This window comes from Ralstonia sp. 1B3, assembly GCF_036631435.1.
On record NZ_JAPNUG010000015.1, the window covers coordinates 37,574 to 51,035 of the forward strand.

Sequence of the window (13,462 nt, forward strand, 5' to 3'; positions counted from 1 at the left end):
ACATCGGGCGGCGCGCTGCGCTGAGCACTCATGGCTGAACACTCCGCTCCGGTTCTGGAGATCGACCCTAAATACGGCCCTTTCGACAAGCACACTCCAATGATGCAACAGTACCTTCGCTTGAAGGCTGGGCATCCGGACACGCTTGTCTTCTACCGCATGGGCGACTTTTACGAGCTTTTCTTTGAAGACGCCGAAAAAGCTTCCCGGCTGCTCGACATCACGCTCACCGCACGCGGCAGTTCCAACGGACATCCGATCCGCATGGCGGGCATCCCGTTCCACGCCGCGGAGCAATACCTCGCCAAGCTGGTCAAGCTGGGTGAATCCGTCGCCATCTGCGAGCAAATCGGAGACCCCGCCACGACCAAGGGACCGGTCGAGCGCAAGGTCGTGCGCGTCGTCACACCGGGCACGTTGACGGACGCCGCGCTGCTCTCCGACAAGGTCAATAACCATCTGCTGGCCATCGCGCATCTGCCCGGCAAGCGCGGCACGGCGCCGCTGATGGGCCTGGCATGGCTCAACCTCGTCGGCGGCGAATTGCGCGTGATGGAATGCAGCCCCGACCAGCTCGACCGCGAACTCGAACGCATCCGCCCCGCCGAAGTGCTGGCCGACGATGCGACGCTCAATACCCTCCAGGTGGATGTCGCCCGCACGCGCCTGCCCGATTGGCATTTCGACGTGGAAGCCGGCACGCGCCGCCTGCGTGAACAACTCGGCGTAGCGAGCCTCGTCGCCTTCGGCGCGGAAACGTTGACGGCCGCACTGGCGGCTGCCGGCGCGCTGAATTACGCAGCGGCCACGCAAGGGCAATCGCTGCGCCACGTGATCGGCCTGACCGTCGAGCACGAAAGCGAATTCATCGGCCTGGACACCGCCACGCGCCGCAACCTGGAGCTGACCGAGACGCTGCGCGGGCAGGAATCGCCGACGCTGTTCTCGCTGCTCGACACCTGCGCGACCAGCATGGGCAGCCGCCTGCTGCGTCACTGGCTGCATCATCCGCTGCGGGATCGCGCCGTGCCTCAAGCGCGTCAGCAGGCGATTGAAGTGCTGCTCGGCAGCGATTGGCAACGTTGCGTGCGACGCTGCGCACGCTGTCGGACGTGGAGCGCATTACAGGGCGGCTGGCGCTGCTGTCGGCGCGGCCGCGCGATCTGTCGTCCTTGCGTGACACGCTGGCGCGGCTGCCCGAGATTCGCGAAGAACTGCCGCAGAGTGACGCGGCTCCGCTGCTGACGGAGCTGTACGCCGCGCTCAGCTTGCCCGAAGACGCCCACGCCCTGCTGCAGCGCGCCGTGATGGCCGAGCCGGCGGCCATGGTGCGCGACGGCGGCGTCATCGCCCGCGGCTACGATTCCGACCTCGACGAGCTGCGCGACATCTCGGAAAACTGTGGCCAGTTCCTCGTCGATCTGGAGGCCCGCGAACGCGAGCGCACCGGCATCGCCAATCTGCGCGTCGAATACAACCGCGTGCACGGCTTCTACATTGAAGTCACCAACGGCCAGGCCGCCAAGGTGCCGGACGACTACCGCCGCCGCCAGACGCTGAAGAATGCCGAGCGCTACATCACGCCCGAGCTGAAGGCGTTCGAAGACAAAGCGTTGTCCGCGCAAGACCGTGCCCTGTCGCGCGAGAAAGTCCTCTACGAAGAGTTGCTGCAGAAACTGCTGCCGCATCTGGCCGAGTTCAAGCGCATTGCCGCCGCGCTGGCGCAGGCCGATGTGCTGGCAACGCTCGCCGAGCGTGCACATGCGCTGTCGTGGTCGCGCCCCACGCTGACCGATGCCCCGGGCATTGAACTGACGCGCGCACGCCATCCCGTGGTCGAACAGCAAGTCGAACAGTTCGTCGCCAACGACTGCATGCTGCAGGAAGCGCGCAAGCTGTTGCTGATCACCGGCCCGAACATGGGCGGTAAATCGACCTTCATGCGACAAACCGCGCTGGTCGTGCTGCTCGCCTACGTGGGCGCATTTGTGCCGGCGGAAGCGGCCGTCATCGGCCCGATCGACCGCATCTTCACGCGCATCGGCGCCGCCGACGATCTGGCGGGCGGTCGTTCGACCTTCATGGTCGAGATGACGGAAGCCGCCGCCATCCTGCACCGCGCCACACCCAACAGCCTCGTGCTGATGGACGAGATCGGCCGCGGCACGAGCACGTTCGACGGCCTTGCGCTCGCCTGGGCGATCGCACGTCACTTGCTGTCGCACAACCGCAGCCACACGCTGTTCGCCACGCATTATTTCGAGCTGACGCAACTGCCGCAGGAGTTTGCTCAGGCCGCCAACGTGCACCTCTCCGCCGTCGAACATGGTGACGGCATCGTCTTCCTGCATGCCGTGCAAGAGGGCCCGGCCAGCCAGAGTTACGGCTTGCAGGTCGCGCAGCTGGCGGGCGTGCCGCAGCCGGTGATTCGCGCCGCGCGCAAGCGGCTCGCGTGGCTGGAGCAGCATTCCGCCGACACCGGTGCCACGCCTCAGCTGGACCTCTTCGCCCTCGCCGCCGACACGCCCATCGACGACGAAGACGACGAGGCCGACGCCCCCGACAGCGCCCTGACGGAGGCACTCGCCGGAATCGACCCCGACGACATGACGCCGCGCGAAGCGCTCGATGCGCTGTACCGTCTTAAGGCACTGGCGAACCCGTCCGCGTGACTCCATGATTCGCGCCGGCACAGCTTCCCGCACGCTGCGATGCATCGCCATGACCTTGGCGATGCTGCTGCCGGTGGCTGTGCCGGCGGCATCCAAGGGCGCAAAGCCTGCAACTGGCACGCCGGCTGCGTTCACCTTCACGGTGATCGGCAACGTGCCCGAGCGCGCTGAAGATGTCGCCCCTGCGCGCGCACTGCTGGACGCCATCGACGCCGAACACCCGGCCTTTGTCGTCCATCTGGGCAACCTCAAGGGCCGCGATGAGTCGTGCTCCGACACGCTGCTCGAAGCGCGTCATGACCTGCTCGACAGCCTGATCGCGCCCGTCATCTACATCCCGGGCGACCACGACTGGAGCGATTGCCAGCGCCCCGCGGCCGGCAGCTTCGACCCGGTGGAACGCCTCCTGCGCCTGCGAGAGCTGTTCTACCCCGACGACAACACCCTCGGCCAGCGGACCATGACGGTCATGCGCCAGTCCGATCAGGCCAAGTTCCGCAGCTACCGCGAGAACACGCGCTGGACGGTGAACGACGTGCTGTTCGTCACGCTCAACGTGCCCGGCGACAACAACAACTACAAGACGGCGGGCGGGCGCAACGGCGAATACGAAGACCGTCTCGAAGCCAACCGCCAATGGCTCGCCCGCGCCTTTGCCGTCGCACGCCAGCGCAGGATGGCGGGCGTGGTCGTCATGATGCAGGCCGATCCGCTCTTTGAAGACGGGTGGGAGCGGCGCCGCGCACCGACCCTGCTCGACGGTTTGTTGCGCCGCCGCTCGCATGACGGCTACCTGGCACTCAAGCGTCAGCTGCGAGCGCTCACGCGCGATTACGACGGTGCCGTTCTCCTCATCCACGGGGCCAGCCAGACCTTCATGCTGGATCGTCCGCTCAAGGACGAAGACGGCCGCCCGGATCCGCACGTCATGCGCGCGCGCACCTATGGGTCGCCGGTGCTCGATCGCTGGCTGGAGGTGTCTGTCACGCCGGGCCGCACGCCGCTCTTCCATATCCGTAGCCGCCGCCTCGACAACACGCCCGCCCCGGCGCCGGAGATCGCGCCAGCGTCGGCGCAATAAAAACGGGAGCCGAAGCTCCCGTTCTCGCATCTCGATGGACGTGCCGATCAGTGCAGCGTGTGCGGCTTGTCGTCGTCTTCGTCCTCGTCCACCACTTCAAGGCCGTTCTCACCGTGCACGTGGCCGTGCTCGATTTCCTCCGCCGTGGCTTCACGCACTTCAGTGACCTTCAGCTCGAAGCGCAGCGCCATGCCGGCCAGCGGGTGGTTGCCGTCCAGCACCACCTTGTCTTCCGCCACGTCGGTGACCGTGTAGACAATGGCGTCTTCTTCGTCGCCATCCTCGGGCACGCCTTCGAACTGCATCCCAACTTCGAGCGGTTCCGGAAAGCGATCGCGCGGCTCGATCTTGATCAGCTCCTGATCGTAGTCACCGAACGCATCGTCCGGTTCGAGCTGCAGTTTGGTCTCGAAGCCTTGCTCCTGGCCGTCCAGCGCTTCCTCGATCTTGGGGAACGTGCCATCATAGCCGCCGTGCAAATACACCATCGGCTCATCGGATTCCTCGATGACGTTGCCCTGCGCGTCGGACAGTTTGTAAGCCACCGACACCACCGTATTCTTCGCGATTTTCAATTGCGCACTCCATGAACGAAGTCCCATTATACGCTGCCGATGGCGGCGTCCAACCCGCTCTTCCAGCGGAGCGCCCCGCGCAACTCCTCGGCGGGCTGTCACCGCGCGATTTCATGCGCACGCACTGGCAAAAAAGCCTCTACTGATCCGGCAGGCGCTGTCGCCCGAAGAGATGCGTGCGCTGCACTTTCCGCTATCGCCGGAGCGGCTCCTTGCCCTGGCCGAGCGCGCCGATGTCGAGTCCCGCCTGATCGCGCAATCGCGCGGGCGCTGGTCGTTCAACCACGGCCCCTTCGACGAACGCCCGTTGCCCTCGCGCAAGACGCGCAACTGGTCGGTACTCGTTCAAGGCGTGAACCTCGTCGAGCCGGCGGTCGAGGCGCTCATGCAGCGCTTCCGGTTCATTCCGGACGCGCGGCTCGACGACGTGATGATCAGCTTCGCAACCGACGGCGGCGGCGTCGGCCCGCACTTCGATTCGTACGATGTGTTCCTGCTGCAGGCCCACGGCAAGCGCCGCTGGCGCATCTCCGCACAGGATGACCTCACGCTCATCCCCGATCTGCCCCTCAAAATCCTCGCCAATTTCCAACCCGAAGAAGAATTTGTGCTCGAGCCTGGCGACATGCTGTATCTGCCGCCCCACTACGCGCACGACGGCGTGGCCGAAGGCGATTGCATGACGTACTCAATTGGTTTCCGCTCACCGTCGTACCGGGAACTGGCTGGTCACTTCCTGGGCTTCCTGTCCCAAACGCTGGAAGACGACCCCAACTTCGAGGGCCGTTACGCCGACCCCGAGCAAAAACCTACCGGCCGCCCCGCCGAGCTGCCAGCAGCCATGGTCAAGGCACTTGCCCAGAAGCTCAACGCGTTGCGCTGGACGCCAGAACTTGTTGGGGAGTTCCTCGGCGCGTACCTTTCCGAACCGAAGGATCACGTCGACTTTGTCACGCAACCCCGCCTGCCCCTTGCCCGTTTCACGGCTCGTGCGCGCAAGGAAGGCATCGTGCTAGACGCGCGCACGCAAGCGCTGTATGACGCGCAACGCTTCTGGATCAACGGCGATACGTTTGAACCGTCGGGAACGCTGCTTGCGTGGCTTTCCGCGTTGGCCGACGCGCGTTGTGCGACCGCAGCTTCCGTGGATGCCGCAGCCGGCTTGCCGGATCTGATGGATACGTTGCACGCTTGGTACGAAGAGGGCTGGCTAAGGCTCGCTGGTCCCGCGCGGCGATGATTCCGCATTGAAACAGATCGTTACAAAACGGTGTGAATCGCACGTGCGTCAGCCCCGACTCGGCTACACATGGTAGGTAAAGGTCGCTATAATCCGACGCTAGCTTGCAGGTCGAGCAGCCCTCGTGCGGCTTGGCTGCCAGCAGAGAAGAAGGTGTAGTACCTGAGCGATAATTACCGGTAATTATTCATCGCCCTTTTTGTTGTCCGCTTTCCATATTCAGTTTAAGGATCGAAAAAATGAAAAAGTCTCTCCTGATCGCCTCGCTGATGGCTGCTGTGGCTCTGGCTGCTTGCGGTAAGAAGGAAGAAGCTGCTGCTCCGGCCGCCGCTCCTGAAGCTTCGGCTCCGGCTGCTGCCGCTCCGGCTGCTCCGGCTGCTTCGGACGCCGCTGCTGCTCCGGCTGCCCCGGCCGCTTCGGACGCCGCTGCTGCTCCGGCTGCTTCGGACGCTGCTGCATCGGCTCCGGCTGCTAAGCAGTAATCGCGTTTCTCGCGAGACGAAAAAGCCGACCTTCGGGTCGGCTTTTTCATGGGCGAGTGGGCTGCAACGTCCGGACAGTAACGACGACGCCCATCCGCCATTCAAAGTTGTTTCTGAATCTTACAAGCAGCCTCCGGCGAAGGCTATCGCACTCAAACGGTGCGCCAAAGCAGGCCCTCTTCCTGATCCGCGATCGGCACGTCGTCTACGCGAGCACCCAGCGGCATGGCGATGGCCTCGGCTGCCAATTGCGGCGTGTTGTTCTGCTTGGATAGATGCGCAGCCACAACCGTATGCAGCCCATCGTGGCGCACACGCGCGAGGATCGCAGCTGCTATGTCGTTGGCCAAGTGGCCAAAATCCCCGCCGATGCGACGCTTCAAGGACCACGGATAGGCTGAATTGGCCAGCATCTCGCGGTCGTGATTGCATTCGAGCACGAGGGCGTGCATGCCCGCCAGATGCGTGCAAAGGTATTCCGTCGACATCCCGGCATCGGTCAGCACACCCAGGCGTCGCGCACCGTCGTTGAAGACGAACTGCAGCGGCTCGCGCGCGTCGTGCGGCACGGTGTAAGGCAAGATTTGCAGATCGCCGACGGAGAACACATCGTCGGCGCGGCAGAAACGCACGGCTGCACGGTCGGCGCCGCGTAGGTTTTCGGTCGCGCGATATGTGCCGTGGCTGGTCCAGACGGGGATATTGAATTTGGCGGCAACCGCATAGGCGCTGCCAACGTGATCGCTATGCTCGTGCGTGACGAGGATGGCGTTCAGGGATTCCGGCGTACAGCCCAGGCGTTCAAGCCGCCGAACGGTCTCCCGGATACCGAAGCCGCAATCCAGCAGGATGCGCGTGCATGTCGCGCCGCTCGCGGATTCGACGAGCAGCGCATTCCCTTCACTGCCGCTGCCAAGGCTGGCGAATCTCAGTGTCATCGCCCACCTAGGCAGCTGTACTGCATGATGCCGATTACCGAAGTTGCTCGTCGAGCAGCGACAGGATGCGCTTGCCGATGTCGCCGGTCTGCGCGGAGCCATCGTCGTTCTGGACCAGCACGGTCGACGACGTGCCGGCATCCTTCACCACCACGCGGTAACGCTTGGCGCGCTTGAGATCTTCGATCTTCGTGCCCGAGAACAGGCGCGAGAAGAAGCCCGGTGCGTTCGCTTCGGCGCGCGTATCAGCGTAACGGACGAAGTACACGCCCTGCGAACGGTCACGGTCATCCACGGTAAAGTTCACGCGGTCCAGTGCCAGACCCACGGTACGCCAAGCACGATCAAAGGGCTCCGGTACCTGCAGGACCGGCTGGCCATTCGACTGCGTCAGCAACGACGGGCCGGTACGCGGGGCCGGCTCGGCTTTCGTGCCGTCTTGCACGGGGTGCGCAGCCTGCGTTTGCGCGAGCTTCTGCTGTGCGGCCTCCTTGCTGGCGCCCAGGCGCTGCATCAGGCGCGAGAGGAATTCGGCTTCGAGCTCCGGATCGGCCGGACGCGGCGTCCACACGGTTTGGTCCTTGGACGAACCGACCAGTTGTTCCTGCGCGCCGCGGTGCGAGATGTAGACCTCGACCGTGCCATTCGGGCCCTTCTCGATGCGGGTGCGGAACTTGTCGCGCTCAGACGTCGAGTACAGACCGTCGAACACCTTGCCGACGGTGCGGCGAATGATGTCCTGCGGAATCTTCGCGCGGTTCTCGGCCCAGTCGGTTTCCATGATGCCGGTCTCGGGCGAGTCGATCACCAGCAGGAAGCCAAGTTCCTGCCAGAAGGTGCGCAATTGCGGCCACAGGGCATCCGGCGTGGTCTTCACGACCAGCCAGCGCTGATTGCCATCACGCTCGATGCGCATGTCGGACACGGCAGGCAGCACGTTGTCGGTACCCGAGCCCGGCGTCGTGACCTTGGGCGCCGTCGACGTGTACGCCGACAGCGTCGTCGTGCCCGTGTCCGGTGCGGCATAGCGACGATCAGCCTGGATGCCGGTCAAGTCGGGCGGGATCTCAAGCGTCGGGCCCTTCTTGGCCTGCGATTTGTAATCGATGCGGTCCGGCTGCATCACCTCATTGACGGTATCGCAACCGGAAATCAGGGCAACCGACAGCGCGGCCAGCAACAGTTGAGCGGACGTCGCCACAGCCCCGCGACGGGTTTGGTGCAGTTTCATTGACTTGCGATCCTTCAGATGAGAACGATGGCTTAAGGGCCTGAGAAGCGCCTTGAAACAATCAGGAGAGCAGCCCGGCATCCTTCAAGGATGCGCGCACAACCTCGTGATACTGGGGTGCCAGCGGCGTCAACGGCAGGCGGATGCCGCCTTCCATCTTGCCCATGGCCTGGAGAGCCCACTTGACGGGGATCGGATTCGATTCGACGAACAGGTTCTTGTGCACCGACAGCAGTTGCATGTGGATGCGGCGAGCCGTTTCCACGTCGCCGCGCATGGCAGCGGCGCACAGCTCGTGCATGGCACGCGGCGCCACGTTGGCCGTCACGGAAATGTTGCCGTGGCCACCCAGCAGCATCAGCGCGATGGCCGTCGGATCGTCACCGCTGTAAATCTTGAATGAGGCCGGTGCGCCCTTGATGAGGTGTGCCGCGCGGTCGATGTTGCCGGTAGCTTCCTTCACGCCGATGATGCCCGGCACTTCAGCCAGACGCAGCATCGTTTCGACTGTCATATCGGCCACGGTGCGGCCCGGCACGTTGTACAGAATGACCGGCAGATCCACCGACTCGGCTACCTTGCGGAAGTGCAGATACATGCCTTCCTGCGTCGGCTTGTTGTAGTACGGCACGACCTGCAGCGAGGCATCGGCGCCCACTTGCTTGGCGTAGGCCGTCAGCTCGACCGCCTCGGTGGTGGAGTTGCCGCCGGTGCCGGCAATGATGGGAACGCGCTTGTTGGCCTGCTCGACCGCCACGCGGATCAGCTCACGGTGCTCTTCCACCGACACGGTCGGCGATTCACCGCTGGTGCCGACGATCACGATGCCGTCGGTGCCTTCGGCGATGTGCCAGTCGATGAGCTTGCGCAGGGACGGGAAATCAAGGCTGCCGTCCTCGTGCATGGGCGTGACGATGGCGACGAGACTGCCGGAAATCTGGATCATGGTTTCGAAAGCAGACAAAAGCGTGAACGTAAACAGTCGGATTGTACCGGATCGTCAGAACGGATTCGCCACATCTGAGACCCGCCAAGAGACGGGTAAGACGTCGTCCTCAGCAACTTCAAAGTGCGTAGCGCGGCGCAACCGCTCCAGCAGGCGCGCGGACCGCGCAAACCCGCTGCAAGTAAGCCTCCCGGGGCGATGCGAGAAAACCGTCTTCGTAGCCGATCACCCGCAACTGGCCTCGCACCGCGTCAAGCAATTCACCCGGCGCCAGCAGGAATGCCGGGTTCGACGGCTTCCCGACGGTTTCGTTTCCCGCGGCAAAGGTTTCGTAGATCAGCCGGCCACCCGGCGCGACGGCTGCCAGCAAGCGCGGCCAAAGCGGTCGGTGGAGGTAGTTCGTGACGACGACGGCATCGAAAGTGGCTCCGGCAGGCAACGGCCACGGGTTCCCTTCGATGTCGGCGACGATGGTTTGTGCGACGCTGGCGAGACCCGAAAGCGCCGCCGCGTCACGGTCGATGCCCGTTACCCGCAGGCCGCGCGCCGCGAGCCAGCGCACGTGGCGGCCACTGCCGCAAGCCACGTCCAGCACGGAAGCGCCCGCCGGCAGTTCAGCCGCCCAGCGCACCACCCAGGGCGACGGCGCAGCAAGCGTATGCGGATCCGATGCGGCAGCAGACATCAACGGCCCATCAGCTGTACGTCAGACCCATCGCCTCGCGCACCTCGCGCATGGTCTCTTGCGTGACCTTGCGGGCGTTGTCGCAACCATCGGCGATGATGGCGCGCAGCAACGACGGATCGTCCATGTATTTCTGGGCGCGCTCAAGCATCGGCTGTTGCTCGCGCAGGATGCCCTCGATCACGGGCTGCTTGCATTCCAGACAACCGATGCCCGCGCTGCGGCAGCCCTTCTGGACCCACTCTTTCGTGTCGGCATCGGAGTAGACCTGATGCAGCTGCCAGACCGGGCACTTGTCCGGGTCGCCCGGATCGGTGCGGCGCACGCGAGCCGGGTCGGTCGGCATGGTGCGAACCTTTTTCTCGACGGTTTCCTTGTCCTCGCGCATGCGGATCGTGTTGCCGTACGACTTGGACATCTTCTGGCCATCAAGGCCGGGCATGCGCGATGCCTCGGTCAGCAGCACCTGCGGCTCGGGCAGGATGATCTTGCGGGCACCTTCCAGGTAGCCGAACAGGCGTTCGCGGTCTCCCATCGAGAGGCTCTGCGACTCGGCCAGCAGTGCGCGCGCCTGCTCCAGGGCTTCGTCTTCACCACGTTCCTGGTAGGCCGTGCGCAGTTCCAGATACAGCTTGGCACGCTTGCCGCCGAGCTTCTTGGCCGCTTCCAGCGCCTTCTCTTCAAAGCCGGGTTCGCGTCCGTACAGATAGTTGAAGCGGCGGGCCACTTCGCGTGTCATCTCGACGTGCGGCACCTGGTCTTCGCCCACCGGCACGAAGCCGGCGCGGTAGATCAGGATGTCGGCCGCCTGCAGCAGCGGGTAGCCGAGGAAGCCGTAGGTGGAGAGATCCTTCTCCTTGAGCTTCTCGATCTGATCCTTGTACGTCGGCACGCGTTCGAGCCACCCCAGCGGCGTGCCCATCGAAAGCAGCAGGAACAGCTCGGCGTGCTCGGGCACACGGCTCTGGATGAAGAGCGTGGCCTGCGTCGGATCGACGCCGGCAGCCAGCCAGTCGATCAACATTTCCCACACCGATTCCTCGATCACCTCGGGCGACTCGTAGTGCGTGGTCAGCGCATGCCAGTCGGCGACGAAGAAGAAGCACGGGTACTCGGCTTGCAGCCGGACCCAGTTTTTCAGAACGCCGTGGTAATGCCCCAGGTGCAGCGCACCGGTCGGACGCATGCCAGAGAGAACGCGGTCAGGAAACATGTGGGAAATGGAGTTGAAGACTCAGGAAAACAGCATCTGCAACGGACTCAGAATCCACTGCAGCAGTTGAAACAGCAGCGCCATGATGGGGCGCATCCAGACATTGGTAATGACGTTGGAAATGATCAACGCCATCACGATGAAGAAGCCGAACGGCTCGATGCGCGACAGGCCCAGCGCCATACGGGGCGGCAAGAGCGCAGCCAGCACGCGTCCGCCATCGAGCGGTGGCAGCGGAAACATGTTGAAGGCCGCCATCACCATATTGACGAGAATGCCCGCGCGCGCCATGCCGATCAGGAACGGCTCGTTCACGCCGCCCACCGCGAACACAACCGCCAGCACGCCCCAAAAGATCGCCTGGACAAAGTTGGTGGCGGGGCCAGCGAGCGCCACCCACATGCCATGCCAGCGCGGATCCCGCAGATGGCCAAAGCGCACCGGCACCGGTTTGGCATAACCGAACACGAACGCGCCCTTGGTGGCGAAATACAGGAGCAGCGGCATCGCGATCGTGCCGATGGGATCGATGTGCCGCAGCGGATTGATGCTGATGCGGCCCATGACATAGGCCGTATCGTCGCCGAAATGCTTCGCAACATAGCCGTGCGCCGCCTCATGCAGCGTGATGGCAAACAGGACGGGAATCGCGTAAACCGCGATGTTCTGGATCAGTGTGGGGTCCATAGGCGGGCTATTGTAGCAAGCGCGCGCCGCACGACGGCGCCACGGAAGCACGCGCCAAGGCGTCGCCTACAAGCCCACGCGGGCAGGATCGCCCCGGCCCTGGCGCACGAGTTGGGGCTCGCCGCTCGTCAGGTCGATGACGGTGGTGGGTTCGGCCGGGGCCGGGCCGCCGTCGATGACGAGTTCGAGCTGCTTTTCGAGCCGATCGCGAATGGTCTCGGCCTCGTTGAGCGGCTCGTCGTCGCCGGGCAGTTGCAGCGTGGCGGAAAGCAGCGGCTCACCCAGTTCGGCCATCAGCGCCAGGGGAATCGCGTGTTCCGGTACGCGCAGGCCGATCGTCTTGCGCGACGGATGCGAAAGCCGGCGCGGCACCTCCTTGGTCGCCTCGAGCAGGAAGACGAACGGCCCGGGCGTCGCCGCCTTCAGCACGCGGTATTGCTTGTTGTCGACGCGCGCAAACGTGGCCAGCTCGGAAAGGTCACGGCACATCAGCGTCAGGTGGTGCTTTTCGTCGATGCCGCGTACGCGGCGCAGGCGCTCGACGGCGGATTTGTCGTCCAGATGGCAGGCGAGCGCGTAGCAGGAATCGGTAGGCAGCGCGACCAGGCCGCCGGCGCGGATGATCTCCGCCGCTTGGCGAATCAAGCGCCCTTGCGGCGTGGTCGGATGAATCTGGAAGAACTGGGACATGGCAGGCGCGCGCTCAGGACATCCACCGGCTCCAGACCGGCGTCAGGTTGTCGGGCAGCGGCGGCAGCGTGCCAAGCTCGACGCGGCCCTCACCCGGGCCGTGGAAATCTGAACCGCGCGACGCCAGCAGGCCGTAGCGGCGCGCGACGTCGGCATACAACGCGTATTGGTCGGGCGTATGGCTGCCGGTGATGACCTCGACGCCCTCGCCGCCCAGCGCCTTGAATTCGTCAAACAGGGCGCCGTGCTCGACCAGCGACAGCGTGTAGCGTCCTGGATGCGCCATCACTGCGACGCCACCCGCGCCTTTGATCCAGTTGATCGCATCGGCCAGGCGCGCCCAGCGATGCGGCACGTAGCCCGGCTTGCCGTCGCCGAGGTAGCGGTCGAACACCTCGTGGATATCCCGGCAGTGGCCGTGCTCGACGAGGAAGCGCGCGAAGTGGGTGCGCGAAACCATGTCCGGATTACCGGCATAGCGCAACGCGCCTTCATAGGCGCCTTCGATGCCCAGCTTGGCCAGCGCGGCGCTGATGTCTTCAGCGCGCGCGCAGCGACCGGAGCGTGTGCGCTCCAGGCCGAGCACCAGATCCGCGTTTTCCGGATCGATACCCAGGCCGACGATGTGCAGCGTGCGCCCTGCCCACGTGACTGAAATCTCCACACCAGAGAGGTAATCCATGCCCAGCGCCGTCGCGGCTTCGCGTGCGGCGACCTGTCCGCCCACTTCGTCGTGGTCGGTCAATGCCCAAAGTGTCACGCCGTGGGCAGCAGCGCGGGCGGCCACTTCGTGCGGCGCGAGCATGCCGTCCGACACCGTGGAATGACAGTGCAGATCAGCATTTCGGGCGGAGGCGGCGGAGAGATTTGGCATTCCGCCATTTTACTGCTGCGGCGCGCAACCGGGGGGCCATCCCGCCGAGGTTTGGCATCCGGAAGACCCGACTGCCCGTGACGGTGTTCGCGGCGCGCCGCTTGCTGCAGGCTATAGTGGCCGCATTGTTTCGTTCTCGACGCTTTGC

General features: G+C 64.6%; 11 protein-coding genes and 2 pseudogenes. 4 read left to right on the top strand and 9 right to left on the bottom strand.

Going from position 1 to position 13,462, the window contains the following annotated elements:
- Positions 1–30: 30 nt before the first annotated feature.
- Both mutS and OWR21_RS04065 read left to right on the top strand, forming a co-directional pair.
- Positions 31–2,672: pseudogene (gene mutS / locus OWR21_RS04060) on the top strand (DNA mismatch repair protein MutS).
- A 4-nt stretch (positions 2,673–2,676) separates the two neighbouring features.
- Positions 2,677–3,753 carry a hypothetical protein gene (locus OWR21_RS04065; protein WP_332394646.1) on the top strand — a complete coding sequence of 359 codons (1,077 nt, stop codon included), beginning with the start codon at positions 2,677–2,679 and terminating at the stop codon, positions 3,751–3,753.
- A 47-nt stretch (positions 3,754–3,800) separates the two neighbouring features.
- Here the strand turns inward: OWR21_RS04065 and OWR21_RS04070 are convergent, their stop codons facing one another.
- Positions 3,801–4,328 carry an FKBP-type peptidyl-prolyl cis-trans isomerase gene (locus tag OWR21_RS04070; RefSeq protein ID WP_147213627.1) on the bottom strand — a complete coding sequence of 176 codons (528 nt, stop codon included), beginning with the start codon at positions 4,326–4,328 and terminating at the stop codon, positions 3,801–3,803.
- Between the two features lie 11 nt (positions 4,329–4,339).
- Here OWR21_RS04070 and OWR21_RS04075 point away from each other — a divergent pair.
- Positions 4,340–5,568: pseudogene (locus OWR21_RS04075) on the top strand (ribosomal protein uL16 3-hydroxylase).
- Positions 5,569–5,807: 239 nt separating this feature from the next.
- Complete coding sequence (locus tag OWR21_RS04080) at positions 5,808–6,050, top strand: hypothetical protein (RefSeq protein ID WP_037043393.1); 243 nt, start codon at positions 5,808–5,810, stop codon at positions 6,048–6,050.
- A gap of 152 nt (positions 6,051–6,202) precedes the next feature.
- Here the strand turns inward: OWR21_RS04080 and OWR21_RS04085 are convergent, their stop codons facing one another.
- The 8 genes from OWR21_RS04085 to OWR21_RS04120 form a co-directional block, all read right to left on the bottom strand.
- Positions 6,203–6,988 carry an MBL fold metallo-hydrolase gene (locus OWR21_RS04085; protein WP_147213625.1) on the bottom strand — a complete coding sequence of 262 codons (786 nt, stop codon included), beginning with the start codon at positions 6,986–6,988 and terminating at the stop codon, positions 6,203–6,205.
- Between the two features lie 34 nt (positions 6,989–7,022).
- A complete protein-coding gene (gene bamC, locus OWR21_RS04090; RefSeq protein ID WP_147213624.1) occupies positions 7,023–8,219 on the bottom strand; it encodes an outer membrane protein assembly factor BamC in 1,197 nt (398 codons plus the stop codon).
- Positions 8,220–8,280: 61 nt separating this feature from the next.
- The gene (gene dapA, locus OWR21_RS04095; protein WP_147213623.1) at positions 8,281–9,165 is read right to left on the bottom strand and encodes a 4-hydroxy-tetrahydrodipicolinate synthase; all 885 of its coding nucleotides are present in this window, start codon (positions 9,163–9,165) and stop codon (positions 8,281–8,283) included.
- 118 nt (positions 9,166–9,283) lie between these two features.
- Positions 9,284–9,850: a class I SAM-dependent methyltransferase gene (locus OWR21_RS04100; protein WP_332394647.1), complete on the bottom strand. Its 567-nt coding sequence runs from the start codon at positions 9,848–9,850 to the stop codon at positions 9,284–9,286.
- A gap of 10 nt (positions 9,851–9,860) precedes the next feature.
- Positions 9,861–11,063: a tryptophan--tRNA ligase gene (locus OWR21_RS04105; RefSeq protein ID WP_147213621.1), complete on the bottom strand. Its 1,203-nt coding sequence runs from the start codon at positions 11,061–11,063 to the stop codon at positions 9,861–9,863.
- Positions 11,064–11,084: 21 nt separating this feature from the next.
- A complete protein-coding gene (locus OWR21_RS04110; protein WP_027677695.1) occupies positions 11,085–11,750 on the bottom strand; it encodes a site-2 protease family protein in 666 nt (221 codons plus the stop codon).
- Positions 11,751–11,816: 66 nt separating this feature from the next.
- Positions 11,817–12,440, bottom strand: a complete 624-nt coding sequence (locus tag OWR21_RS04115) for an L-threonylcarbamoyladenylate synthase (RefSeq protein WP_147213619.1) — start codon at positions 12,438–12,440, stop codon at positions 11,817–11,819.
- Between the two features lie 13 nt (positions 12,441–12,453).
- The gene (locus tag OWR21_RS04120; RefSeq protein ID WP_332394648.1) at positions 12,454–13,314 is read right to left on the bottom strand and encodes a 3',5'-nucleoside bisphosphate phosphatase; all 861 of its coding nucleotides are present in this window, start codon (positions 13,312–13,314) and stop codon (positions 12,454–12,456) included.
- Positions 13,315–13,462 lie beyond the last annotated feature (148 nt).

Bases quoted from the DNA above. Each gene is read 5' to 3' on its own strand.
- OWR21_RS04110 (WP_027677695.1), bottom strand. From the start codon at position 11,750: ATGGACCCCACACTGATCCAGAACATCGCGGTTTACGCGATTCCCGTC.
- OWR21_RS04120 (WP_332394648.1), bottom strand. From the start codon at position 13,314: ATGCCAAATCTCTCCGCCGCCTCCGCCCGAAATGCTGATCTGCACTGT.
- bamC (WP_147213624.1), bottom strand. From the start codon at position 8,219: ATGAAACTGCACCAAACCCGTCGCGGGGCTGTGGCGACGTCCGCTCAA.
- OWR21_RS04085 (WP_147213625.1), bottom strand. From the start codon at position 6,988: ATGACACTGAGATTCGCCAGCCTTGGCAGCGGCAGTGAAGGGAATGCG.
- OWR21_RS04115 (WP_147213619.1), bottom strand. From the start codon at position 12,440: ATGTCCCAGTTCTTCCAGATTCATCCGACCACGCCGCAAGGGCGCTTG.
- OWR21_RS04080 (WP_037043393.1), top strand. From the start codon at position 5,808: ATGAAAAAGTCTCTCCTGATCGCCTCGCTGATGGCTGCTGTGGCTCTG.
- OWR21_RS04105 (WP_147213621.1), bottom strand. From the start codon at position 11,063: ATGTTTCCTGACCGCGTTCTCTCTGGCATGCGTCCGACCGGTGCGCTG.
- dapA (WP_147213623.1), bottom strand. From the start codon at position 9,165: ATGATCCAGATTTCCGGCAGTCTCGTCGCCATCGTCACGCCCATGCAC.
- OWR21_RS04100 (WP_332394647.1), bottom strand. From the start codon at position 9,850: ATGTCTGCTGCCGCATCGGATCCGCATACGCTTGCTGCGCCGTCGCCC.
- OWR21_RS04065 (WP_332394646.1), top strand. From the start codon at position 2,677: ATGATTCGCGCCGGCACAGCTTCCCGCACGCTGCGATGCATCGCCATG.